Here is a 21,051-nt window from a genome sequence, read left to right as displayed (position 1 = left end):
CTAAATTAGCCTCTCTTTTTCAGCTTTCAGTCACAAGCCACTCTTTTATGCTCCTGACCCGGAGGAATTATGTTTTGTCCCTTTTGCTCTGAACAGGAAACCAAGGTTATAGATTCGCGGCTGGTGGCTGACGGGCACCAGATACGCCGGCGGCGCGAATGTCTCAAATGCCACGAGCGTTTTACCACTTTTGAAGCGGCGGAGCTGGTGATGCCAAAAGTGGTCAAGCGTGACGGTTCCCGCGAGCCTTTCAATGAAGAGAAACTCAGGGCCGGTTTGCAGCGGGCACTGGAGAAACGCCCCATCAGTACTGAGCAGGTGGAAAAAAGCATTAACAGGATCAAGTCGGAGCTGCGCGCCACCGGCGAGCGGGAGCTGGGCAGCCAGTTTATCGGTAATGTGATTATGGACGCCCTTAAAGAGCTGGATAAAGTGGCCTATGTGCGCTTTGCTTCCGTTTACCGCTCTTTTGAAGATATCCGCGAATTTGGCGAGGAGATTGCCCGCTTAGGTGATCTCAATGGTCACAACGAGGCAAAAGATCCGAAAGGTTCTGACAGCAATGGCTGAATATTCCCGTCTGGATCATCAGATGATGGCGCTGGCGTTAAAACTTGCCAGGGCCGGGCGTTATACGGTTTCTCCTAACCCTATGGTGGGCTGTGTGATTGCCGATCATCAGGGTCAGGTGTTGGGCACGGGCTGGCATCAACGTGCCGGTGAGCCCCATGCGGAGGTCTATGCACTGCGTGAGGCAGGTAGCAAGGCCAGAGGCGCTATTGCTTATGTGACGCTGGAGCCCTGCAGCCACTTTGGGCGCACACCGCCCTGTGCGCAAGCGCTGATAGATGCGGGTGTGAGTAAAGTCATCGCGGCAATTCAGGATCCGAACCCTCAGGTGTCGGGTAAGGGGCTGGCGATGTTGCAACGTGCCGGTATTGAAACCAGAGTGGGGTTGATGCGAGAGCAGGCTAAAACCCTGAACCGGGGGTTTTTCAGCCGTATTGTGCATCATCGGCCCTTTGTAACTCTTAAACTGGCAGCCAGTCTGGATGGTAAAACAGCCATGGCCAACGGCCATAGCCAGTGGATCACCGGTGAGGCGGCAAGACTGGATGTGCAGCATCACCGGGCAAAAAGCTGCGCCCTGCTGACCGGCTCCGGAACCGTGCTGATTGATGATCCCAGTCTGAATATGCGTTTAACTGCCACGGAGCTTGGTATTAACACCACCCCCCGTCAGCCTTTACGAGTAATAGTCGACAGTAAAAATCAGTTAACACCCCGGCATCGCTTGTTTTCACTGCCCGGTGAGATTTTACTTGCCAATAAGCGCGCCAGTCCCCATATATATCCCCGCAGCGTGTATCAGTGGCAATGCCATGATAAAGGACCAAGAGTTGCTCTGCCCGCGCTGATGGCGCATCTGGCACAGCGCGGTATCAGCAATCTTTGGGTGGAAGCCGGTGCTGCGCTGGCCGGCGCATTGCTGGAACATAAACTGGTGGATGAACTGGTGCTGTATCAGGCGCCCAAGCTGATGGGCGATAAAGCCAAAGGCATGGCACTGATGCCCAGTCTCAGCCATATGGATCAGGCCACCAACTTAAGCTGGCAGGATGTCAGGATGGTGGGTGAGGATATTAAACTCACAGCCAGGGTCTGTTATCAGGATCCGGGGAAATGACAACAGAGGTGATCGGTGTTTACAGGTATTATTGAAGCAGTTGGTAAAATTCAGGCGATTACACCCGTCGGCGGCGATGTGCGCCTGACCCTGAGTACCGGCAAACTGGATATGGGCGATGTGGCCCTGGGTGACAGTATTGCCACCAATGGCGTGTGTCTGACAGTGGTGGAATATTCCGACAGTCAGTTTGTGGCGGATCTCTCTACAGAAACCCTGCGCCGCTCCACTTTTGCCGATGCGTCAGTGGGGCAGGTGGTGAATCTGGAAAAAGCCATGCTCGCGTCGACCCGTTTTGGTGGTCATATTGTCAGCGGCCACGTGGATGGCATTGGTGAGGTGCAATCGGTAAGCGAAAAGGGCCGGGCCTGGGAGGTCTGGGTCAAGGCGCCCGATGCGCTGGCAAAATATATGGCCGAGAAAGGTTCGATAACCGTAGATGGTGTCAGCCTCACTATCAATCAGATAGATGGCGCCAGATTTATGCTGACGCTGGTGCCCCATACCATGCAGGAAACCAATATCGGTACTTATCGCCAGGGCACAAAGGTGAATCTGGAAGTGGATGTGATTGCCCGTTACCTTGAGCGTCTGATGCTCGGTGACAAGGCTGCTCATTCAGGTAAAGAGATCGATATGGCCTTTCTGGCAGAGCATGGCTATCTGAAATAACCAAACTAATAACAACAATAATCGACGTCTTTGAGTCCAAAGTGGACCCGGGACAACCCCCTACAAAATTGAGTGGAAACTATGCCGATAAACAGTACACAGGAGATCATCGAAGACATTCGCCAGGGAAAAATGGTGATCCTGATGGACGATGAAGACAGAGAAAATGAAGGGGATCTGATTATGGCGGCAGAGCACGTCACCCCTGAAGCGATTAATTTTATGGTCACCCATGCCCGTGGTCTGGTGTGCCTGCCTATGACAGAAGAGCGCTGCCAGCGCCTGAATCTGCCGCTGATGGTGGACAATAACCGCGCCCAGTTTTCGACTAACTTTACGCTTTCTATAGAAGCGGCAAAAGGTGTCACCACGGGTATCTCTGCTGCAGACAGGGCCACCACCATTAAAGCGGCCGTGGCCAGAGATGCCAAAGCTACAGATATTGTTCAGCCCGGTCATATCTTCCCGCTGATCGCCAAGCCGGGTGGCGTACTCAACCGCGCCGGGCATACCGAGGCCGGGGTGGATCTGGCACGACTCGGCGGCGCCGAGCCGGCCGCTGTGATTGTGGAGATCCTCAATGAAGATGGCACTATGGCCCGTCGCCCGGAACTGGAGCAATTTGCAGAGCGCCACAATATCAAAATTGGCACCATCGCCGATCTGATTGAATACCGGAACCTGAACGAAACCACTATCGAAAAGGTGGCACAGTGTCGTCTGCCCACAGAATTTGGCGAATTTGACCTGATTACCTTCAGGGATGAAATTGACGATGAAGTGCATTTTGCCCTGCGTAAAGGCGAAGTGCAGCCCGACAAAGCCACTCTGGTCAGAGTACATCTGCACGATACCTTTGGTGATCTGCTTACCTCGCAGCGGGCACTGGATCGCAGTATGGGGCTGCATCAGGCCATGCAGCGTATTGCCGATGAAGGCGGGGTGCTGTTGATTCTGGGTAAACGGGAGTCGAACGAAGATCTGATCGCCAAAGTCAGACAGTTTGAGGCGGAAGATAATGGTCAGCAACCCCCGGCAGAGGGCTGGAAGGGCACCTCAAGAACCGTTGGGGTGGGCTGTCAGATTTTGTCCTCATTAGGGGTCAGTAAGATGCGCCTGTTAAGCAAACCGAAGAAATACCACGCCCTGTCCGGTTTTGGTCTGGAAGTGGTGGAGTATGTCAGCTGAATCAGTGCGATTGTTAACCACGAACAACACAAAAAGCAGTTTCACCACAGAGATATTAACGGTGTAATTCCCTATACCTCACTGCGATCTTTGCGACTCTGCGTGATCTTTAGAATTTTCTAGTGATCTCGCTGAGACGAAAGGACGCAAAGATATAAAGACCTTCTATACCTCTGTGTGCTCTTTGCGGTGAATTTAGCCTTTGGCAAAGGTCACTGGATGCCCGACAACGGCGCTCGGGCATGACAGATTGTCGTTCCCGTATGTAGTTGACGGGAACCCAGCGCCCTTTTATTCAGAATTTCATTCATCATTCAGCGCAGGTCAGATCTTACGGATATTATTATGGCGTTTTTGGCGGCTGTGCTATCATACGCGGCTATTTAGCGCCGATTTTTATAGCAGGAATTTAGCATGAAAGTGATCGAAGGTAACGTGCGGGCCACGGGCAAGAAGTTTGCTCTGGTGGTATCCAGGTTTAACAGTTTTGTGGTCGAGAGCCTGGTGGACGGCGCACTGGATGTGCTTGAGCGGGTTGGCGAAGTCAACGAGCAGGACATCACCCTGGTGCGCGTTCCCGGTGCCTATGAGCTGCCTGTGGTAGCAAAAAGGCTGGCCGAGCAGGGCTCTTTCGATGCGATTATTGCTCTTGGCGCAGTGATCCGCGGCGGTACGCCCCACTTCGATTTCGTTGCCGGTGAATGTAACAAAGGGCTGGCCCAGGTATCGCTGGAATTTGGTTTGCCGCTGGCCTTTGGTGTGATCACCACCGACAGCATAGAGCAGGCCATTGAACGTTCAGGTACCAAGGCCGGTAATAAAGGCGCTGAGGCGGCAATGAGTGCCCTGGAAATGGTCAATGTACTTGATCAGATCAAAGGAGCCTAATCTGTGAAGCCATCCGCTCGTCACAAGGCCAGAGAGCTGGCAGTTCAGGGAGTCTATTCCTGGCAGATGACAAAGAATCCGGCACAGCAGATTGAATTGCACCTGGCCACCACCTCGGATATGACTAAGGTGGATATGGCTTATTTTCAGGAGTTGCTGCGTGCCGTGGTCAATGACTACGACACCCTGGATACCCGTATCCGCCCTTACCTTGGCCGTTTACCGGAAGAACTGGATCCGGTTGAAAAAGCCGTTCTCAGACTAGCGACTTACGAACTGCTGGAACGTCCCGATGTGCCGGCCAAAGTAGTGATTAACGAAGCCATTGAACTTGCCAAGTCTTTCGGTGCCGAAGAAAGTCATAAATTCGTCAACGGTGTGCTGGATAAAGCCATTCGCACATTGCGTAAACACGAAAAAATTTAGTGCCCGTTTATAAACGGTCTTTTGGCCCGCGCTCTGTGTGGGGAGTACGCATGCATGACTTATACAGCTTGCCTTCCTGCCTTGGTTGCAGGACAAACTCCCCGTTTCTGAGCAGGGCATCTTTAGTTTCCGGACAGATACTGACATTGTGAAAGAATTTGATCTTATTGAGGCCTTTTTCAAGGAAAAGGGCCATCAGCGTCGTGATGTACAAATCGGCATTGGTGATGATGCTGCCGTGTTGTCTGTACCCGCTGGTCAGTCATTGGTGGTCACAACGGATACGCTGATAGATGGGGTGCATTTTCCTCATAATACACCCGGGCGAGCGGTTGCCAGCAAAGCGGTGGCAGTGAATTTAAGCGATCTCGCAGCCATGGGTGCCGAGCCGGCCTGGCTGAGTCTGTCGCTGTCGATTCCTCAGGTGGATGAGAACTGGCTGAATGGTTTTTCCTTAGGTTTGCAGGAACTGACGGATTATTATTCGGTACAGCTTATCGGGGGCGATACGGTCAGGGGGCCATTGAGTATTACTGTCACTGCCCAGGGGTTTGTGCCACAAAATCAGGCGTTGACCCGCAGCGGTGCCAAACCTGGCGACTGGATCTATGTGACCGGTACCCTGGGGGATGCCGGTCTGGGGCTGGATATGATGCAGGGTCGCATGGATGTGGCAGCCCGGCACAAGAATTACCTCAGCAACCGGCTTAACTGCCCGACACCCAGAGTGCTGGCGGGGACCATGCTGCGTCGTATCGCCACCTCCTGTATCGACATTTCTGACGGCCTGATCCAGGATCTGCGCCATATCCTTAAAGCCTCTGATGTCAGCGCTATTATACAGGTGGATAAGTTACCCTTTTCCCAGGCGATGCAGGACGCGGTCGTCAATGAACAGGCGATTCGTTATGCCCTGACCTCGGGTGATGACTACGAGCTGTTGTTTACCGTACCGGAAGAGCAAAAAAGCAATTTGCAGCATGCGTTGTCTACTACCAGCGAACCCGTGACCTGCATCGGTCAGATTACCGGTGGCCAGGATAAACTCGAGCTGCGCCGGGGTAAGGAAAAAGTCAGTTATGAAATGCTGGGCTACCAGCATTTCGGTGACTGAGCAGGCAGAGTAACTGATGAATCAGGATCCCTTACAAAACCTGCGCCTCAGTCATCCGGCCCATTTTCTGGCCTTAGGCTTTGGTTCGGGGCTCTCACCGGTGGCACCCGGCACTATGGGTACACTGGCGACATTGCCGCTGGTCTGGCTGCTGGCCCTTAGCGGGCAAACCAGTTATCTGCTGGTGGCCGTATTGGCCTGTATTGGCGGGGTTTGGATCTGTGGCCGCACCGCCCGGGATATGGGAGTGCATGATCATGGCGCCATTGTCTGGGACGAAGTCGCCGGTATGCTGCTGACTATGATCGCGGTACCGGTAACCTGGCTGACTTTATTGGTTGGCTTTGTGCTGTTCCGGGTGCTGGACATTATTAAGCCATGGCCAATCAGTTATCTGGATAAACATGTCCACGGCGGCGCCGGGATCATGGCCGATGATATTCTTGCCGGCGTGATGGCCTGCGCGCTGATGCATCTGTTTATTTATCTTGGCTGGTTGCCAGCGCTTTAACCCTTTGCCAGAGATTTTCATGGGCGGCCATCTCAAGGCCAGCCTGTTGCCCCTGTAGTACCAGATAGCCGTTGATATAATCAATCTCCGTCGCTCTGTTGTGAGCAATATCCTGATGCATGGATGAATAATTATCGGCAGTACTGTTGATGACGCTTTCAACAACTGCGTCGATGTTCTGCCAGCCGGATAGGTTTTTTCGTTGCATCAGAGCCGCTGTTTCTGCGCAGAGTTGGCGGATCTGCTGCTGATATTCAGGCTGTGCCAGTTCGCCATTTTTAATATTATTCAGGGCCGTAAGAGGGTTAATTACCGCATTGATGGCGAGTTTTTGCCACAGTGCCGGTTGCAGATCCTGATGCCAGAGACAGGGGGTCAGCAGAGCCTTTAGCTGTCTCTCTGTCGCCTGAGCGCTGTGGCTTGCTGGCCGGAAAACCCAGCCAAGCTCGGTGGTACCGGTACCGGTCTCTAGGACCTGGGTCGCTTTTTTATAGGCCGCTTTTTTACTGATACCGGCGATCAGGGGGCTGTCAGGCAACAGTTTCTGCACCTGTTCCATCACGCCCATGCCATTGTTCAGCAGCACCAGCGTTTGCTTTGTCAGAAAAGGTCTCAACTGCTTTACTGCCGGTATAATCTGAAAAGCCTTGAGCGGCAGTAACAACAGTTCATCACGCTGGAGTTGCGCAGGACTCACCGGCTCAGGGCTAAACTCTAGCAGGCGACCATCCAGTCGAATTAGCCTCACGGGCTGACAAACACTGCCCCTTGGCAGTACCGCATAATCCATTTTTTGTTGCTGACAGATCCCTGCCAGCAGACTGCCAATGGCTCCCTGACCGATAATCACCGTTTTCATGATTTATGGCTATGGCGTAGTCTCGCCAGCAAAGCAGGAGAGAGGATCAATACTGCCCCGATGGCGATGCCGGTAAGATTGGCCTGCAAATCTTCCCAGCTACTGTGGCGATAAGGGATCCAATACTGGGATAGCTCAGTCAGCACCGCAATCAGCAATACCACACACAGCAGCCAGGCAATATTCAGGCGCAGGCTGAGTCGTCCCAACAGGGTCACACAGGCAAAGAACACAATGTGGTATTGCTTATCCAGGCTCATATCTACAAACACATAGGCAGGGGGGATCCACAGCATCACACAGAAAAACACCAGCGTTGCGATGGTAGCGTAGAATAGCCAGGGTCTTTTAATCAGTTTTTTCAGCATAATGGCTCACTACTGCTGCTATTCCCGGTTACCTTGATGTAAAACTGGCCAGGGCATCGTCCAGGGCGGCGTATAGTCACTGATGGCCTGCATACAATCCTGCGTCAAAAAGTGCTCCCCTTCTGATGGTGGCTGAATAAATTCATGTATCTTACCCGCGCTCTGAAAACGCAGCGCGAAGGCGTGCAGATAGGTTCTGTCTGCCTGATTACCTTTATACAGCCTGTCACCCAATATCGGACTGCCGAGGCTTTTCAGCATCACCCGGATCTGATGGGTTTTGCCGCTGTAGGGTTTAAGCAGTATCAGCCGTTTGGCAACCCCGGCGCTGCAACTGAAAAACTGGGTGATGGCCGGATCCTGACGGGTTTTGCTCAGCATCCAGGCGCCGCCTCTGGCTTTTTTCATATCGCCGATCACAGTGCCCTGCTTTTTTATCGGTTTGCTGTCTGTCATCGCCAGATAGTATTTCTCAATCTGTCGTTGTGCAAACTGTTGTGATAACTCACGGGCGCTGTCTTTGTGTTTTGCCAGCAACAGCAAACCTGAGGTGATCTTGTCCAGCCGATGCACAGGGTAGAGTTGTTCTGTGTCACACTGGCGGTTCAGCAGTGTGACGATACCATGCTCCTGACCTTCCTGATGCATGCCCAGCCCCGGGGGCTTATCAACCAGCAGCAGGTTCTCGTCTTCATACACCAGAGGAATCTGTTGAGGGTACCGGGTGGAAATTTGCAGAGGTGGATGTTCGGTTTTCAAAGGCCTGTTCGCTGCGTAGCACTTCAGACATAAATTGTTAGGGAAAAAGTGCTGACATACAACAAAAGGAAGCAAGTTTCTGGTATAAACAGCACTGATTATTTGAACCCGGATATCTCAAGGAACCTGATAAATGCCGTTTAAGCCGTTATTGTTACTATCATGCCTGTTTACACTGGTGGCCTGTGTGCAGTCGCCTCTGCCTGCGACATCACCCATTCTGCCCGAAGGTGTGACACTGATTGAACAGCATACCCCACAGGAGGGTGAAACCGGCATCGCCTATAAAAAATACCAGTTGGATAACGGCCTGACGGTAGTGTTACACGCTGATGATTCAGATCCACTGGTGCATGTGGATGTCACTTACTATGTGGGCTCGGCCCGTGAAGAATTAGGTAAATCCGGTTTTGCGCATTTTTTTGAGCATATGATGTTTCAGGGCTCTGAGAATGTGGAAGATGAGCAGCATTTTAAAATGATCACCGAAGCCGGTGGTAACCTCAATGGCACCACCAATTCTGACCGGACTAATTACTATCAGACCGTACCGGCCAATCAACTGGAAAAAGTCTTGTGGCTTGAAGCCGACAGAATGGGCTTTTTGCTGCCCGCGGTGACTCAGCAAAAGTTTGAAGTGCAGCGCGAAACCGTGAAAAATGAACGGGCTCAGCGGGTCGATAATCAGCCCTATGGCCTGCGTAGTGAAAAAACCGCCGAGGCCTTGTATCCGGCGGGGCACCCCTATTCCTGGCCGGTTATCGGTTATACCGAAGATCTGGACAGGGTGGGCGTGGATGATTTAAAAGCCTTTTTTGATCGCTGGTATGGGCCGAACAATGCGGTGCTGACCATTGGCGGCGATATTGATGAGGCCCGCACCCTGATCTGGGTGGAAAAGTACTTTGGCAGCATTCCCCGTGGACCCCAGGTTGACAAGATGGACAAGCAGCCGGTTAGCCTGGCTGAAGATCGTTACCTGACCATCGAAGATAATGTGCATCTTCCGCTGTTGCAGGTCACTCTGCCTACGGTACATGTGCGCCATGAAGATGAAGCGCCGCTTGATGTGTTATCGGATATCCTCGGTGGCGGTAAAAACTCCTTGTTTTACAAGAATCTGGTTAAAGACGGCTATGCCGTTAATGCCGTGGTAGGACACCCCTGTCAGGAGCTTGCCTGTGAGTTTCAGCTGATTGCCCTGGCGCACCCCCAGCGTACGGCCAACCTGAGTGAGCTTAAACAACGTATCGATGCCACGTTAGCAGAATTTGAACAGCGTGGGGTACAACCCGATGACCTGACCCGGGTAAAGGCCTCCATTCTCTCCTCTACGATATTTGGCCTGCAGAGTGTGTCAGGCAAAGTCTCTACGCTGGCCATCAATGAAACCTTCGAAGGTAAACCGGATCTGGTGCAGTATGATTTAGCCCGGTATCGGGCTGTTACTGCCAATGATGTGATGCGGGTTTATGAGCGTTATATCAAAGACAAAGCCGCTGTAGTGCTGAGTATTGTGCCTCAGGGACAGACTGCACTGGCCGCTGCAGAACATAATTTTTCCATTACCCGCCCTGACGTGAGTGTAGAGAGTCAACAGGCGCCAGAATGGCAACCACCGCAGGATGACTTTGATCGAAGCAAAGAGCCGGAAGCGGGCCCTGCGCCATTGATCAGCTTGCCCGAATACTGGCAGAGCAAGTTTGAAAACGGCATGGTGCTGGTGGGTCACAGTAATGATGAGACACCTACGGTGACACTGAATTTGTCACTGGAAGGTGGCCCTTTGCTGGATCCCCTGGATAAGGCCGGTCTGGCCAGTATCACGGCGATGATGATGAATGAGTCCACGCACAAATACAGCACTGAGGAAATTGCCAATGAGCTGGCCAAGCTGGGCAGCGCCATCAGTTTCAGTGCCAGTGGCCGCTATACCCAAATTACGTTGTCCAGCCTGACTGAAAATCTTGACCAGACGTTGGAATTATTGAAAGAGAAGTTGTTTAACCCGGCCTTTCTGGAACAGGATTTCGAGCGCATCAGACAGCAATTGTTGCAGTCTTTGCAGCAACAGGTGAAACGTCCGGAAGCGCTGGCATCCAGAGCGGTGCGTCAGCTTCTGATGGGCTCTGACAACCGATTGGGGTTGCCTGACAGCGGCACGCTGGCCAGTATTCAGGCTCTTAAGCTGGAGGATATTAAAGCCTTTTATCAGCAGTACTACTCTCCGGCTATCAGCAAACTGGTGCTGGTGGGAGATATTGGGCAGGCTGACGCCCTGCAGGCGCTGGATTTCCTCAGGCAGTGGCAGGGGCAGGACTACCAGCTGCCACAGGTGGCGGATTTTGCTATAGAGGCTCAGCCTCGTTTATACCTGGTGGACCATCCCGGTTCGGCGCAGTCGGTGATCCGCATTGTCAAACCGGATCTGCCATACGATGCTACCGGCGAGCAATTTCGCTCTAAGCTGATGAATTTCCCACTCGGTGGCATGTTTAACAGCCGTATTAATCTCAACTTACGGGAAGACAAAGGCTATACCTACGGAGCATCGAGCCGGTTTGTGGGAGGCAAAACGCTGGGCTGGTTTCAGGCCGGGGCCAGTGTCAAACTGGAAAATACCGGCGATGCCTTGCGCGAATTTCTGACAGAAATCGATACCTATCAGCAGCATGGTTTGACCGCAGAGGAGCTGAGTAGCCTGCGCCTGGCCTATTTGCAGGGAGAAGCGCTGGATTATGAGACGCCGGCACAAAAGGCGCGTTTCTTACGTCATTTGCTGACCTTTGATCTGCCCGCCGATTACGTACGTGAACAGCAGCAGATAATTCGCACTATCGGGCTGGCGGAATTAAACCAGCTCAGTCGGGAAAAATTAAAAGCAGAGCAGATGCAGATCATTGTAGTGGGTGATAAGGCGCAGATACTTGAGCAACTTGCAGGGACAGACAGAGAAATAGTGGAGCTGACCCTGTCGTTATAGATTAGCGGGGCGTTTGTTACGGCAGGCTTGCTTTGCATCGCTTGAATTTAAGATTATGCTCCCCACTATTGGGGAATGCATTTAAACCGGGATCGATTTTGCAGCAAACAACCAACACCTATTCTGAGCGTCTTGCCGTTCTGGCCAAGCCCGAGGTGGCGAACAGTCTTAAAGGCATTCTCCATGGCATAGAGCGCGAAGCGCTGAGGATCAACGCCGATGGCAGTCTGGCGCAAACGCCACACCCACGGGCTCTGGGGTCGGCTTTATGTCACGAGCATATTACGACAGACTTTTCAGAAGCCTTGCTGGAATTTATTACCCAGCCCCATGAAGATCCCCGCCAGGCTCTGGCCCAGCTAAGAGATATTCACAAATTTGTATATGAAAATATCGGTGACGAGCGCCTGTGGCCTCTGAGCATGCCCTGTTATATCGATTCTGAAGACAGTATCCCGATTGCCAATTTCGGCAGCTCCAATGTGGGTAAGATGAAGTCTCTGTATCGTATTGGTCTGAAAAACCGCTACGGCAGCATGATGCAGGCCATTGCCGGGGTGCATTTTAACTTTTCTCTGCCGCAGGCGTTCTGGGATGCCTGGTCGGTGGCCTCAGGAGAAGGCAAGGCGACACAGGATAAGGTCTCTGAGGCCTATTTTGCCCTGATCCGCAATTATCGCCGTTTTTGCTGGCTGATTCCTTATCTGTATGGCGCCTCTCCGGCATTGTGTGGCTCTTTTATTAAGAATGCCAATGCCAAAATGAACATGCAGAAAATGGGTAATGGTACCTATTACCTGCCTTATGCCACGTCACTGCGTATGAGCGATTTGGGCTATACCAACAAAGCTCAGTCTGGCCTGAATATCTGCTATAACCGCCTGGACAAATATATCAGTTCATTGCGAGAGGCGATTCAGACACCCTCAAACGATTTTGCCCGCTATGCAGGTAAAAAAGACGGTCAGTATCAGCAACTCAATGCTAATGTGCTGCAGATAGAAAATGAGCTGTACTCACCCATTCGCCCCAAGCAGCCTACCCGCAAACTGGAAAAGCCGACCGATGCGCTGGCCAGCCGCGGGGTCAGCTATATTGAAGTCAGGGCGCTGGATGTGAACCCCTTCAGCGAAGTGGGGATTTGCCTGAACCAGTTTTATTTTCTTGATGTACTGATGATCTATTGTGCCATTTGCCCCAGCGATGATTTGTCACCACAAGCCTTTGCCGAGACCGATGCTAATCTCACTGCAGTGGTCAAAGAGGGACGTAAGCCGGGGCTGGAATTAAGCCGTAATGGCGAGAAAGTATCGATGCAGGACTGGGGCCTGCAGCTTTTTGAGGATTTGATGCCTATCGCGGCAATACTGGATAAGGTGCATGACACAGATGTGTATAGTAAAGCGGTCAGCGCCGAGCAGGAAAAACTGACTAATCCTGATTTAACACCCTCAGCGCGGATACTGGATCACCTGATTAACTCAGGGCAGGATAATGGTGAGTACGCGCTGGAGATGGCTGTACAATACAAAAAGCGACTGGCCCAGCATAAATACAGCTTCCACTCTGAGGCAGAACTGCAGCAAATGGCCAGTGACTCACTGGTGCAACAGGCGGAAGATGAAGCGGCAGATAATCAGAGTTTTGATGAATTTTTACAGGGGTATTTTGCCTATAACGCGAAAAGCTGCGCCTGAGTTATGTATCCGGCGCAGCAGTGAAACCGGTATTACAGGCAAAAAAATGCCTGGCAATTGCCAGGCATTAAAGGTTATCAGGGACACACATAACCAAACACACATTACTTATGAGTGGGTTAACGGGGAATAGTTCAGCGTGTTGTTAAAAAAAATTCTGCCGGGTTTTTTTGTCGCTATCTTTGCGCTGTCTGGCTGTGCCAGCAGCCCGCCCAAAGACAGTAGTAATATCTGTGAAATCTTCTTCGAGAAGCGTGACTGGTATGATGCCGCCACCGATATGAATGAGAAATGGGGGGTGCCCATTCATGTACCCATGGCGATGATGTACCAGGAAAGTTCGTTTCAACATGATGCGCTACCGCCAAGAGATTACATTTTATTTGGTTTAATTCCCTGGGGACGGGTAAGCTCAGCCTATGGTTATTCTCAGGCCAAGACCATTACCTGGAAAGATTATGTCAGGGAAACCGGCAACAGCTGGTCTTCACGTACCAATTTTGATGATGCCATGGATTTTATGGGCTGGTTTATCAGTAAATCCCATCAGATTAATGGTGTTTCCAAGTGGGATGCCTATGCCCAGTATCTGAATTATCACGAAGGCTGGGGCGGCTATCAGCGTAAAAGTTATAACCGCAAACCTTGGCTGAAGAAAGTTGCCGGTACGGTCAAAGAACGTTCTTACCGCTATGCCACCCAGCTTAAAACCTGCAAAGAAGATCTCGACCGCAGCTGGCTCTGGCGGTTGTTTTTTGGGTAGTTTGACCACCAACACTCTATTGTTACAAAAAGCTGTTATTCACCACAGAGGCACAGAGAACACAGAGACGTAGAGGGGGATAAAGCCGTTAATACCTCCGCGCCTTTGCGGCTTGGCGAGAGAAAAACAGACCACGAACCACACTAAAGGCACGAACAAAAAGATGTTTTCACTGCTGAGTCGCGGTGAACATGGAGAAGTAAAGGGGATTGAACCGTTGATACCTCTGTGTTCTCTGTGCCTCCGTGGTTTTCTTTATCACCAACCACACGAAAAATTTTCAGTCGTAGCCTGGATAAAGCGAAGCGGAATCCGGGAATCAGTCAGAGCCATCCCGCAATCCGCTTCGCTCCTTGCAGGCTACCTCGGTTGAGAGGTTAAATGAGTAATCCTTTCTTCCTCTGCGTACTCTGCGACTCCGCGGTGAATTTATCATCATCAAAGGCCACTGGATGCCCGATAACGGCATTCGGGCATGACTGACGGTCGTTTCTGTGTATTTGACTGAACCATCTACTTACGCAAGGCTTTAAGTTTATACAGCGCCTCCAGGGCTTGTCTGGGGCTGAGTTCATCGGGGTTAAGCTGATCCACAGCGATAGCCAGCGGATCTTCCATTTGCGCAAAATTAAGCTGGGCCGGCGCGGCCACTTCTGAGGCCACCACCTCTTTGCGGTTATTCAGCTGTTCCAGCTCCTGCAGTTTGACCCGGGCAGCCTGGATCACCGCTTTGGGTACCCCGGCCAGTTGCGCCACCTGCAAACCATAACTGCGATCGGCAGCTCCTTCCTGCACCGCATGCATAAAGCTGATGCCTTCATCGTATTCCACCGCATCCAGATGCACATTGGTCAGTTTTTCAAGCTGTGATGCCAGTTGGGTCAGCTCAAAATAATGGGTGGCAAACAGTGTAAAGGCGCTGATGCGCTCGGCCAGATAACAGGCGGTGGCCCATGCCAGCGATAAGCCATCATAGGTACTGGTGCCGCGGCCAATCTCATCCATCAAGACCAGACTATTGGCGGTGGCGTTGTTAAGAATATTGGCGGTTTCGGTCATCTCCACCATAAAAGTGGAGCGGCCGGAGGCCAGATCATCGGAGGCGCCGATACGGGTGAAGATCCTGTCGATAGGCCCGATGCAGGCGTTTTCCGCAGGCACATAACTGCCGATACAGGCCATCAGCACAATCAGTGCACTCTGGCGCATATAGGTGGATTTACCGCCCATATTCGGCCCGGTAATAATCAGCATGCGTCGCTCCTCGCTCATGGCCAGCGGGTTGGCAATAAAGGGCTCATTCATGACCTGTTCCACCACCGGGTGGCGACCACGGTCATAACTCAGGCCGCTGTCTGAGCTGAATTCGGGGCGATGGTAATCCAGAGTGGCGGCGCGCTCGGCCAGATTTGCCAGAACGTCGAGTTCTGCCAGCGCCGCGCCGGCTCGCTGTAGCACGGATAAATGGGGCAGCAGCAGATCAAATAACTCTTCATACAGGCGTTTTTCCAGCGCCAGCGCCCGACTCTGGCTGGTGAGCACCTTATCTTCATATTCCTTTAACTCGGGAATAATATAACGCTCATTGTTTTTCAGCGTCTGGCGGCGTACATATTCAGGCGGCACCTGTTCGGCATAACCGCGACTGATTTCAATATAATAGCCATGTACCCGGTTAAAGCCGACTTTCAGGGTTGGAATTTCGGTGCGGGCCTTTTCCCGTGCTTCCAGCTCGGCCAGATAATCGGTGGCACCTTTTGACAGGGCCCGAAGCTCATCCAGCTCGGCGTTATAGCCCGGCGCAATCACTCCGCCGTCACGGATCAGTACCGGCGGATTATCGACAATGGCCTGTTGTAACAACTCAAGCAGTTGCGGCATCGGCGGCATTGCTGTGGCCAGTTTATGCAGCGGCTGACAATCCAGTGTCCGGATAAAATCCTGCAACAAGGGTAGCTGGGCAAAGGCCTGGCGAAGACGGGCAAAATCTCTCGGTCTGGCGCTACGCAGGGCTAAACGCCCGAGCACCCGCTCAATATCGCCGACCTGCTTCAGGTAACTGCGCAGTTCTTCGAGGTCGGCGTCGATCAGACTGCCAATCATTTCCTGGCGCTGTTGTAAAATGGCGGTATCGGTCAATGGCCTGTGCAGCCAGCGCTGTAACAAGCGGCTGCCCATGGCAGTGCTGGTTTTATCCAGCACCGCAAATAAGGTGTTGTCGGTGCCGCCACCAAGGTTACGGGTCAGTTCCAGATTACGGCGGGTGGCCGCATCCATCTGCACAGTGTCACTGTTGGTTTCAAGGTTGATGGCACGAATATGGGGCAGGGAGGCGCGCTGGGTATCTTTAACATACTGCAATACGCAACCGGCAGCACATAGCCCCACTGTGGCGTCGACAACACCAAACCCATTTAGCTCTTTAGTGCCAAACTGCTGATTGAGCTGGGTGATGGCAGTTTGCAGATCAAACTCCCAGGCGGGCCTTCTGCGCAGACCCTTCTGGCTTTCAATCAGATTAGCCGCAGTAAAGTCCTCCGGGTAGAGCAGTTCGGCTGGCTGAGTGCGTTGTAACTCCGCCTGTAGCGCCTGTTCATCGGCCAGTTCGCATAAGCTGAAGCGGCCACTGGCCAGTTCTAAGGTGGCATAACCGAAAACAACCTGGCCATTGGCGTTCTTACTCTGACACACAGCAGAGAGCAGGTTATCGCGTTTTTCTTCCAGCAGCGCTTCATCGGTGACCGTGCCCGGTGTGACAATACGGGCGACCTTGCGCTCGACGGGCCCTTTGCTGGTGGCCGGATCGCCAATTTGTTCACAAATGGCCACCGACTGGCCCATTTTTACCAGCCGCGCCAGATAACCTTCTACGGCGTGGTAGGGCACACCGGCCATGGGAATGGGATCGCCGCCCGATTTGCCTCTGGCCGTCAGCGAGATATCTAACAGCTCGGCGGCCCGTTTGGCGTCATCGTAAAACAACTCATAAAAATCACCCATTCGGTAAAACAACAGAATGTTCGGGTGCTCAGCCTTGATGCGTAAATACTGTTGCATCATGGGGGTATGCTGCGAGATAGTTTGCTCGTTAAAGAGTCCGGCTTGCGTGACAAAATTATCAGAAGGCATAATGACGCTATTCTAATTGTTATAAGGAATGAAAAACATTGAATGAAACAACCCTGCAACTGGCCAGCGACCTCGGCCAGGCACTCAAAGAGAAAGGCTGGAGGCTGACCTGTGCAGAGTCCTGCACTGGTGGTGGCATAGGATACGCGATCACAAGCGTGTCTGGAAGTTCTGGCTGGTTCGAGCGTGGATTTATTACCTATTCCGATGAGGCCAAACAGGAACTGCTCGGCGTTGAAAAAAGCATGCTGATCGTGGAAGGGGCGGTATCAGCAACCGTCGCTGAACAGATGGCCACGGGGGCGCTGAAGGCCGCCGGGGCGGATTTGGCCATTGCCGTAAGTGGTATTGCCGGTCCCGATGGCGGCAGCCCGGAAAAACCTGTCGGCACGGTCTGGTTTGGTTTTGCCACCAGGGACAAAGCGATAAGTAAACATCAGCGCTTTGTGGGAGACCGGCTACAGATCCGTAGTCAAAGTATAGAATTTGCGCTTCAGCAGGCGCTGGAACTACTAAATACTTCGGCGGGCTGATAAAGGCATTCAGGGCCGCCATCAACGACGGTCATAAAAAACTTTACGGATAGCGCTTGTAACTGTATAACCATACAGTATAATTCAGTTTATCAGCCAATACGGTTTCCCCTGTTTTATAGCGGGGCCAGTTCAGGAGCAAAACAATGGACAGTAACAAAGAAAAAGCCCTCTCCGCTGCCTTAGGGCAAATAGAAAAGCAATTCGGTAAAGGCGCCATTATGCGTCTGGGTGATAACCAGGCACTGGATATCGACGCCGTTTCTACCGGCTCGTTGAGTGTGGATGTGGCGCTGGGCATCGGCGGCCTGCCTTTTGGCCGGGTAGTAGAGATTTACGGGCCGGAGTCTTCCGGTAAAACCACCCTGACGCTACAGGCGATTGCTGAGGCGCAGCGAATGGGCAAAACCTGCGCCTTTGTGGATGCAGAACATGCACTGGATCCGCTGTATGCCGCCAAAATAGGCGTCAATGTGGATGAACTGTTGGTATCACAGCCTGATACCGGTGAGCAGGCACTGGAGATCTGCGACATGCTGGTACGCTCCGGCGCCGTGGATGTGGTAGTGGTGGACTCAGTTGCAGCATTGACCCCTAAGGCCGAGATCGAAGGGGAAATGGGGGATTCGCACGTTGGTCTGCAGGCCCGCCTGATGTCTCAGGCATTGCGTAAGCTGACCGCCAATATCAAGCGTTCCAATACCCTGTGTATCTTTATCAACCAGATCCGTATGAAGATCGGTGTTATGTTTGGTAACCCTGAAACCACTACAGGTGGTAATGCGCTGAAATTCTACGCCTCTGTGCGCCTGGATATCCGCCGTATCGGCGCCATCAAAGAAGGTGACGAGGTGGTGGGCAATGAAACCCGGGTTAAAGTGGTGAAGAACAAAGTGGCGCCCCCCTTTAAACAGGCCGAATTCCAGATCCTTTACGGCCACGGCATCAGTAAAGAAGCCGAACTGATCGACCTGGGCGTAGCCAATAAGTTTGTCGAAAAAGCCGGTGCCTGGTACAGCTACAAAGGCGAACGCATCGGTCAGGGTAAAGCCAATTGCGTGCGTTTCTTAAAAGAAAAGCCGGAACTTGCCCAGGAGCTCGACAAGCTGCTGCGGGATAAACTGCTGCTGAAAAAAACCGTTAAGGACGAAGCGCCAGCGCTGGACGACGGTGCCAAAGACGAAGCCAAAGAGCTGCTGTAAATCTGATTCAGCTTAAGCTACAAATAAAAATGCCGGGTTTTGCCCGGCATTTCTGTCTCACCCTATCGGGGCCTGCATCCTTAGCGCTGAAATTCACCCTGAATTCGGCTAAAGAAACTGAATACTGCTATTTCGGTATCCACCCCTTAGCCAAGATCGCTACCGCCATTATCAGCAATATTATGGGGCCTTCTGTCCAGCCGGATAATCCGAGCAGCCACAGTGTCATGGTTTCCAGCAGTAAAAGTAGTAATGGCAGCAACCACAACGGCAATGGAGCCCGGTAATGGCCTAATATGGCCAGTGTCACAAGCAGACTGGGCAGCGGAAACAGCCCCGGCAACGACACCATGGCCGGTTCCATCATCAGTAACTGCCACAGAGGCCTGAGCATAAAAGCATAAACCAAGAGCAGTATAACCAGCACATTGATTGCTCTTTCAGGTTTTCTGAACAGCAGCAATAACATCAGCAGCCCCTGTAGCGCAAAAAACCAGGCCAGATAGTCTGCCGCCCAGTTGATCTGCCCGTAGTGCTGAAATGCATAACCCCAGGCCAGCCACCACCAACTAATCGCGCCATACCATGGCCCCAGCCAGGTAAACTTGTTGTATTTCAGGCTCAAAAACAGCAATCCACCTCCGAGCAAGGCAAGCCAATGCCACGGCCAGAGATTGCTGTTATAGGCCCGTTGCAGATGCTTAAATACCTCTGCGGAGAACAGCACCAGATCGTGCAGCGAATAATCCTGCATCAGAGTTGTGACACATAGGCCAGCAATTGTTGGCGCTGTTGCTGATCAGGTAGCGGCCCTTTACAGGCCTGCATATTTTCCTGCATATGCTCGACCTTGCTGGTGGCCGGAATGGCGCAGGTGATCGCCGGATGGCCGATAATAAACTTCAGCAGCAAGGCCGGCCAGGTATCACAGCCCAGCTCCGCTGCCCAGCCAGGCAGAGCATAGCGCTGAAGCCTGTCCACCAGTGGGCCACCCTGAAATGGCCTGTTGGCGATAACGGCAATCCCCTTTTCTCTGGCCAGCGGCAACAGGCGCTGCTCAGCTTGTCGATCTATCAGGTTATAGGTCAGTTGCACTGTATCAACCGGTGCATTGAGCATGACTTTTTCAAGTTCACTGTGGCGGCGACCATGGGATGTCGTGATACCGATGTAATCAATACGGGAAGCCTGCTTAAGTTCCTGCAGCGTTTCCAGATGCCCCTGCCAGTTGACCAGATTATGGATCTGCAACAGATTAATTTTTTGCTGTTGCCAGTAGTCCAGCGAATGACTGAATTGTTCTTTACCCTGCTCAACGCTGCTGGTCCAGGTTTTTGTTGCCGAAAATACCTTGTCATTATGGCCGGTGTGCTCCAGGGCATAGCCCACCACTTCTTCGGCAGAGCCATACATAGGGGAGGAGTCAATCACCCGACCGCCAAGGCGAAAAAACCTGTCCAGCACCTGCGCCCGTTGTTTGCGTAAGGTACGCAGCTTTCCCACATTAAAGGTGATCCAGGTACCCATACCGATGGCGGGAATCTGTACACCCTCCGTACCCAGAGGGCGCATGATAAGTTTGTCTGATTGGGCAAATACATGACGGGACAGGGCGCTGCATAGCCCTGTTGCCAGCATGCCCTGCAAAAATTGCCGCCGCGCTACCATTTACCCTCCCGGTTTAACGTAACTGGAATGTAACGTTAACCAAGCATGTAAACAAAAGGCCGGTTCAGCAAATCCCGGACGACAGGTAAACGGATAATCAGGTCAGGCGGCTGATAGACAGGATGCTTATAACGCCATTGCCCTTTAAATTAGCAACAGATCAAACGGCCGGTCTGGTACTAACTGATAATTTTGTGTTTCCGGAGATAATCTGCAACAGCTTGCTGAGAGCCAAAAGCACCCATAAGCATCTTTCCGGCGTGCTCCCTTGCCGCCTCATCATTCTCCTGAATCAGAAGTTCATACCAGGTTTTCACCAGAGCCAGAGGGGGTTCTTTTTCTTTCAAAATCTTAAACACCTTAAACTTACTTCGTTACTACTGTTTCGCAGACGTTCTGCCATCTGACCTCCTGGTTTATATTCCATCCAGGCATGCAAATAAAACCACGCTACGGCAAACTCAGGGAGACAGGTAAACGGATAATAAGATCAGATGGCTGAACAATAGTATACCGCCAACAGCCCCCGGCATCATCAGAAATCGTCACCCTGATGAAAATTCGGCAGACTGTTTTATCGCGGTCTTGGTATTGTCATTACCCT

Annotated in this window: 20 protein-coding genes; 13 read left to right on the top strand and 7 right to left on the bottom strand. The window is 52.2% G+C overall.

Annotation, left to right across the window (positions count from 1 at the left end; all coding sequences use genetic code 11):
- Window positions 1-69: 69 nt before the first annotated feature.
- The 8 genes from nrdR to AT746_RS13730 all read left to right on the top strand — a co-directional run bounded on the left by nrdR (window position 70) and on the right by AT746_RS13730 (window position 6,486).
- The gene (gene nrdR, locus AT746_RS13765; RefSeq protein WP_062481234.1) at window positions 70-570 is read left to right on the top strand and encodes a transcriptional regulator NrdR; all 501 of its coding nucleotides are present in this window, start codon (window positions 70-72) and stop codon (window positions 568-570) included.
- Window positions 563-1,687: a bifunctional diaminohydroxyphosphoribosylaminopyrimidine deaminase/5-amino-6-(5-phosphoribosylamino)uracil reductase RibD gene (gene ribD / locus AT746_RS13760; protein WP_062481232.1), complete on the top strand. Its 1,125-nt coding sequence runs from the start codon at window positions 563-565 to the stop codon at window positions 1,685-1,687. The genes nrdR and ribD overlap by 8 nt, the downstream gene beginning before the upstream one ends.
- 15 nt (window positions 1,688-1,702) lie before the next feature.
- Window positions 1,703-2,359: a riboflavin synthase gene (locus AT746_RS13755; RefSeq protein WP_062481229.1), complete on the top strand. Its 657-nt coding sequence runs from the start codon at window positions 1,703-1,705 to the stop codon at window positions 2,357-2,359.
- Window positions 2,360-2,440: 81 nt separating this feature from the next.
- Window positions 2,441-3,547, top strand: coding sequence for a bifunctional 3,4-dihydroxy-2-butanone-4-phosphate synthase/GTP cyclohydrolase II (gene ribBA, locus AT746_RS13750; RefSeq protein ID WP_062481227.1), 1,107 nt, complete (start codon window positions 2,441-2,443; stop codon window positions 3,545-3,547).
- 414 nt (window positions 3,548-3,961) lie between these two features.
- Window positions 3,962-4,435, top strand: coding sequence for a 6,7-dimethyl-8-ribityllumazine synthase (gene ribE / locus AT746_RS13745; protein ID WP_062481225.1), 474 nt, complete (start codon window positions 3,962-3,964; stop codon window positions 4,433-4,435).
- 3 nt (window positions 4,436-4,438) lie between these two features.
- Window positions 4,439-4,861: a transcription antitermination factor NusB gene (gene nusB, locus AT746_RS13740; protein WP_062481223.1), complete on the top strand. Its 423-nt coding sequence runs from the start codon at window positions 4,439-4,441 to the stop codon at window positions 4,859-4,861.
- A gap of 148 nt (window positions 4,862-5,009) precedes the next feature.
- Window positions 5,010-5,975, top strand: a complete 966-nt coding sequence (gene thiL / locus AT746_RS13735) for a thiamine-phosphate kinase (RefSeq protein ID WP_062481221.1) — start codon at window positions 5,010-5,012, stop codon at window positions 5,973-5,975.
- Between the two features lie 16 nt (window positions 5,976-5,991).
- Entirely contained in the window at window positions 5,992-6,486 is a 495-nt protein-coding gene (locus tag AT746_RS13730; RefSeq protein ID WP_062481218.1) for a phosphatidylglycerophosphatase A, read from the top strand.
- On the opposite strand, the gene AT746_RS13725 is transcribed toward AT746_RS13730, so the two are convergent.
- From AT746_RS13725 to AT746_RS13715, 3 genes are read right to left on the bottom strand one after another with little or no spacing between them, the layout of a single operon-like run.
- On the bottom strand, window positions 6,455-7,345 hold the full coding sequence (locus AT746_RS13725; RefSeq protein WP_062481216.1) for a ketopantoate reductase family protein: 891 nt from the start codon (window positions 7,343-7,345) through the stop codon (window positions 6,455-6,457). The genes AT746_RS13730 and AT746_RS13725 overlap by 32 nt on opposite strands.
- Window positions 7,342-7,713 carry a VanZ family protein gene (locus AT746_RS13720; protein WP_062481215.1) on the bottom strand — a complete coding sequence of 124 codons (372 nt, stop codon included), beginning with the start codon at window positions 7,711-7,713 and terminating at the stop codon, window positions 7,342-7,344. The genes AT746_RS13725 and AT746_RS13720 overlap by 4 nt, the downstream gene beginning before the upstream one ends.
- A gap of 18 nt (window positions 7,714-7,731) precedes the next feature.
- The gene (locus tag AT746_RS13715; RefSeq protein WP_231730941.1) at window positions 7,732-8,472 is read right to left on the bottom strand and encodes a TIGR01621 family pseudouridine synthase; all 741 of its coding nucleotides are present in this window, start codon (window positions 8,470-8,472) and stop codon (window positions 7,732-7,734) included.
- 133 nt (window positions 8,473-8,605) lie between these two features.
- On the opposite strand from AT746_RS13715, the gene AT746_RS13710 reads away from it, so the two are divergent.
- From AT746_RS13710 to AT746_RS13700, 3 genes are all read left to right on the top strand, one after another.
- Window positions 8,606-11,455, top strand: a complete 2,850-nt coding sequence (locus tag AT746_RS13710; RefSeq protein WP_062481213.1) for a M16 family metallopeptidase — start codon at window positions 8,606-8,608, stop codon at window positions 11,453-11,455.
- A 98-nt stretch (window positions 11,456-11,553) separates the two neighbouring features.
- Window positions 11,554-13,152, top strand: coding sequence for a glutamate--cysteine ligase (gene gshA / locus AT746_RS13705; RefSeq protein WP_062481211.1), 1,599 nt, complete (start codon window positions 11,554-11,556; stop codon window positions 13,150-13,152).
- Window positions 13,153-13,291: 139 nt separating this feature from the next.
- Window positions 13,292-13,915: a hypothetical protein gene (locus tag AT746_RS13700; protein ID WP_156413704.1), complete on the top strand. Its 624-nt coding sequence runs from the start codon at window positions 13,292-13,294 to the stop codon at window positions 13,913-13,915.
- Window positions 13,916-14,428: 513 nt separating this feature from the next.
- Here the strand turns inward: AT746_RS13700 and mutS are convergent.
- Window positions 14,429-17,044 (bottom strand): DNA mismatch repair protein MutS, encoded by a 2,616-nt coding sequence (mutS, locus tag AT746_RS13695; RefSeq protein WP_062481209.1) that lies wholly within the window; start codon window positions 17,042-17,044, stop codon window positions 14,429-14,431.
- 38 nt (window positions 17,045-17,082) lie between these two features.
- Between mutS and pncC the strand changes: the two genes are divergently transcribed.
- Window positions 17,083-17,577 carry a nicotinamide-nucleotide amidase gene (pncC, locus tag AT746_RS13690; RefSeq protein WP_062481208.1) on the top strand — a complete coding sequence of 165 codons (495 nt, stop codon included), beginning with the start codon at window positions 17,083-17,085 and terminating at the stop codon, window positions 17,575-17,577.
- Between the two features lie 146 nt (window positions 17,578-17,723).
- Window positions 17,724-18,779, top strand: a complete 1,056-nt coding sequence (gene recA, locus AT746_RS13685; RefSeq protein WP_062481205.1) for a recombinase RecA — start codon at window positions 17,724-17,726, stop codon at window positions 18,777-18,779.
- Between the two features lie 127 nt (window positions 18,780-18,906).
- Here the strand turns inward: recA and AT746_RS13680 are convergent, their stop codons facing one another.
- The 3 genes from AT746_RS13680 to AT746_RS19850 all read right to left on the bottom strand — a co-directional run bounded on the left by AT746_RS13680 (window position 18,907) and on the right by AT746_RS19850 (window position 20,794).
- The gene (locus AT746_RS13680) at window positions 18,907-19,533 is read right to left on the bottom strand and encodes a hypothetical protein (RefSeq protein WP_062481203.1); all 627 of its coding nucleotides are present in this window, start codon (window positions 19,531-19,533) and stop codon (window positions 18,907-18,909) included.
- Window positions 19,533-20,447, bottom strand: a complete 915-nt coding sequence (locus AT746_RS13675) for an aldo/keto reductase (RefSeq protein WP_062481201.1) — start codon at window positions 20,445-20,447, stop codon at window positions 19,533-19,535. Before AT746_RS13675 ends, AT746_RS13680 begins: the two co-directional genes overlap by 1 nt.
- 179 nt (window positions 20,448-20,626) lie before the next feature.
- Entirely contained in the window at window positions 20,627-20,794 is a 168-nt protein-coding gene (locus AT746_RS19850) for a hypothetical protein (RefSeq protein WP_156413703.1), read from the bottom strand.
- Window positions 20,795-21,051 lie beyond the last annotated feature (257 nt).

The organism is Lacimicrobium alkaliphilum (assembly GCF_001466725.1).
Classification (GTDB): domain Bacteria; phylum Pseudomonadota; class Gammaproteobacteria; order Enterobacterales; family Alteromonadaceae; genus Lacimicrobium; species Lacimicrobium alkaliphilum_B.
The sequence above is the reverse complement of the archived record's forward strand: the minus strand, read 5'-3'. Positions and strand labels throughout refer to the sequence as shown.

What these genes read in the sequence shown, in the direction of transcription:
- recA (WP_062481205.1), top strand. Translation starts at nt 17,724, where the DNA reads ATGGACAGTAACAAAGAAAAAGCCCTCTCCGCTGCCTTAGGGCAAATA.
- AT746_RS13720 (WP_062481215.1), bottom strand. Translation starts at nt 7,713, where the DNA reads ATGCTGAAAAAACTGATTAAAAGACCCTGGCTATTCTACGCTACCATC.
- nrdR (WP_062481234.1), top strand. Translation starts at nt 70, where the DNA reads ATGTTTTGTCCCTTTTGCTCTGAACAGGAAACCAAGGTTATAGATTCG.
- AT746_RS13680 (WP_062481203.1), bottom strand. Translation starts at nt 19,533, where the DNA reads ATGCAGGATTATTCGCTGCACGATCTGGTGCTGTTCTCCGCAGAGGTA.
- ribBA (WP_062481227.1), top strand. Translation starts at nt 2,441, where the DNA reads ATGCCGATAAACAGTACACAGGAGATCATCGAAGACATTCGCCAGGGA.
- ribE (WP_062481225.1), top strand. Translation starts at nt 3,962, where the DNA reads ATGAAAGTGATCGAAGGTAACGTGCGGGCCACGGGCAAGAAGTTTGCT.
- mutS (WP_062481209.1), bottom strand. Translation starts at nt 17,044, where the DNA reads ATGCCTTCTGATAATTTTGTCACGCAAGCCGGACTCTTTAACGAGCAA.
- AT746_RS13725 (WP_062481216.1), bottom strand. Translation starts at nt 7,345, where the DNA reads ATGAAAACGGTGATTATCGGTCAGGGAGCCATTGGCAGTCTGCTGGCA.
- ribD (WP_062481232.1), top strand. Translation starts at nt 563, where the DNA reads ATGGCTGAATATTCCCGTCTGGATCATCAGATGATGGCGCTGGCGTTA.
- AT746_RS13710 (WP_062481213.1), top strand. Translation starts at nt 8,606, where the DNA reads ATGCCGTTTAAGCCGTTATTGTTACTATCATGCCTGTTTACACTGGTG.
- AT746_RS13730 (WP_062481218.1), top strand. Translation starts at nt 5,992, where the DNA reads ATGAATCAGGATCCCTTACAAAACCTGCGCCTCAGTCATCCGGCCCAT.
- AT746_RS13675 (WP_062481201.1), bottom strand. Translation starts at nt 20,447, where the DNA reads ATGGTAGCGCGGCGGCAATTTTTGCAGGGCATGCTGGCAACAGGGCTA.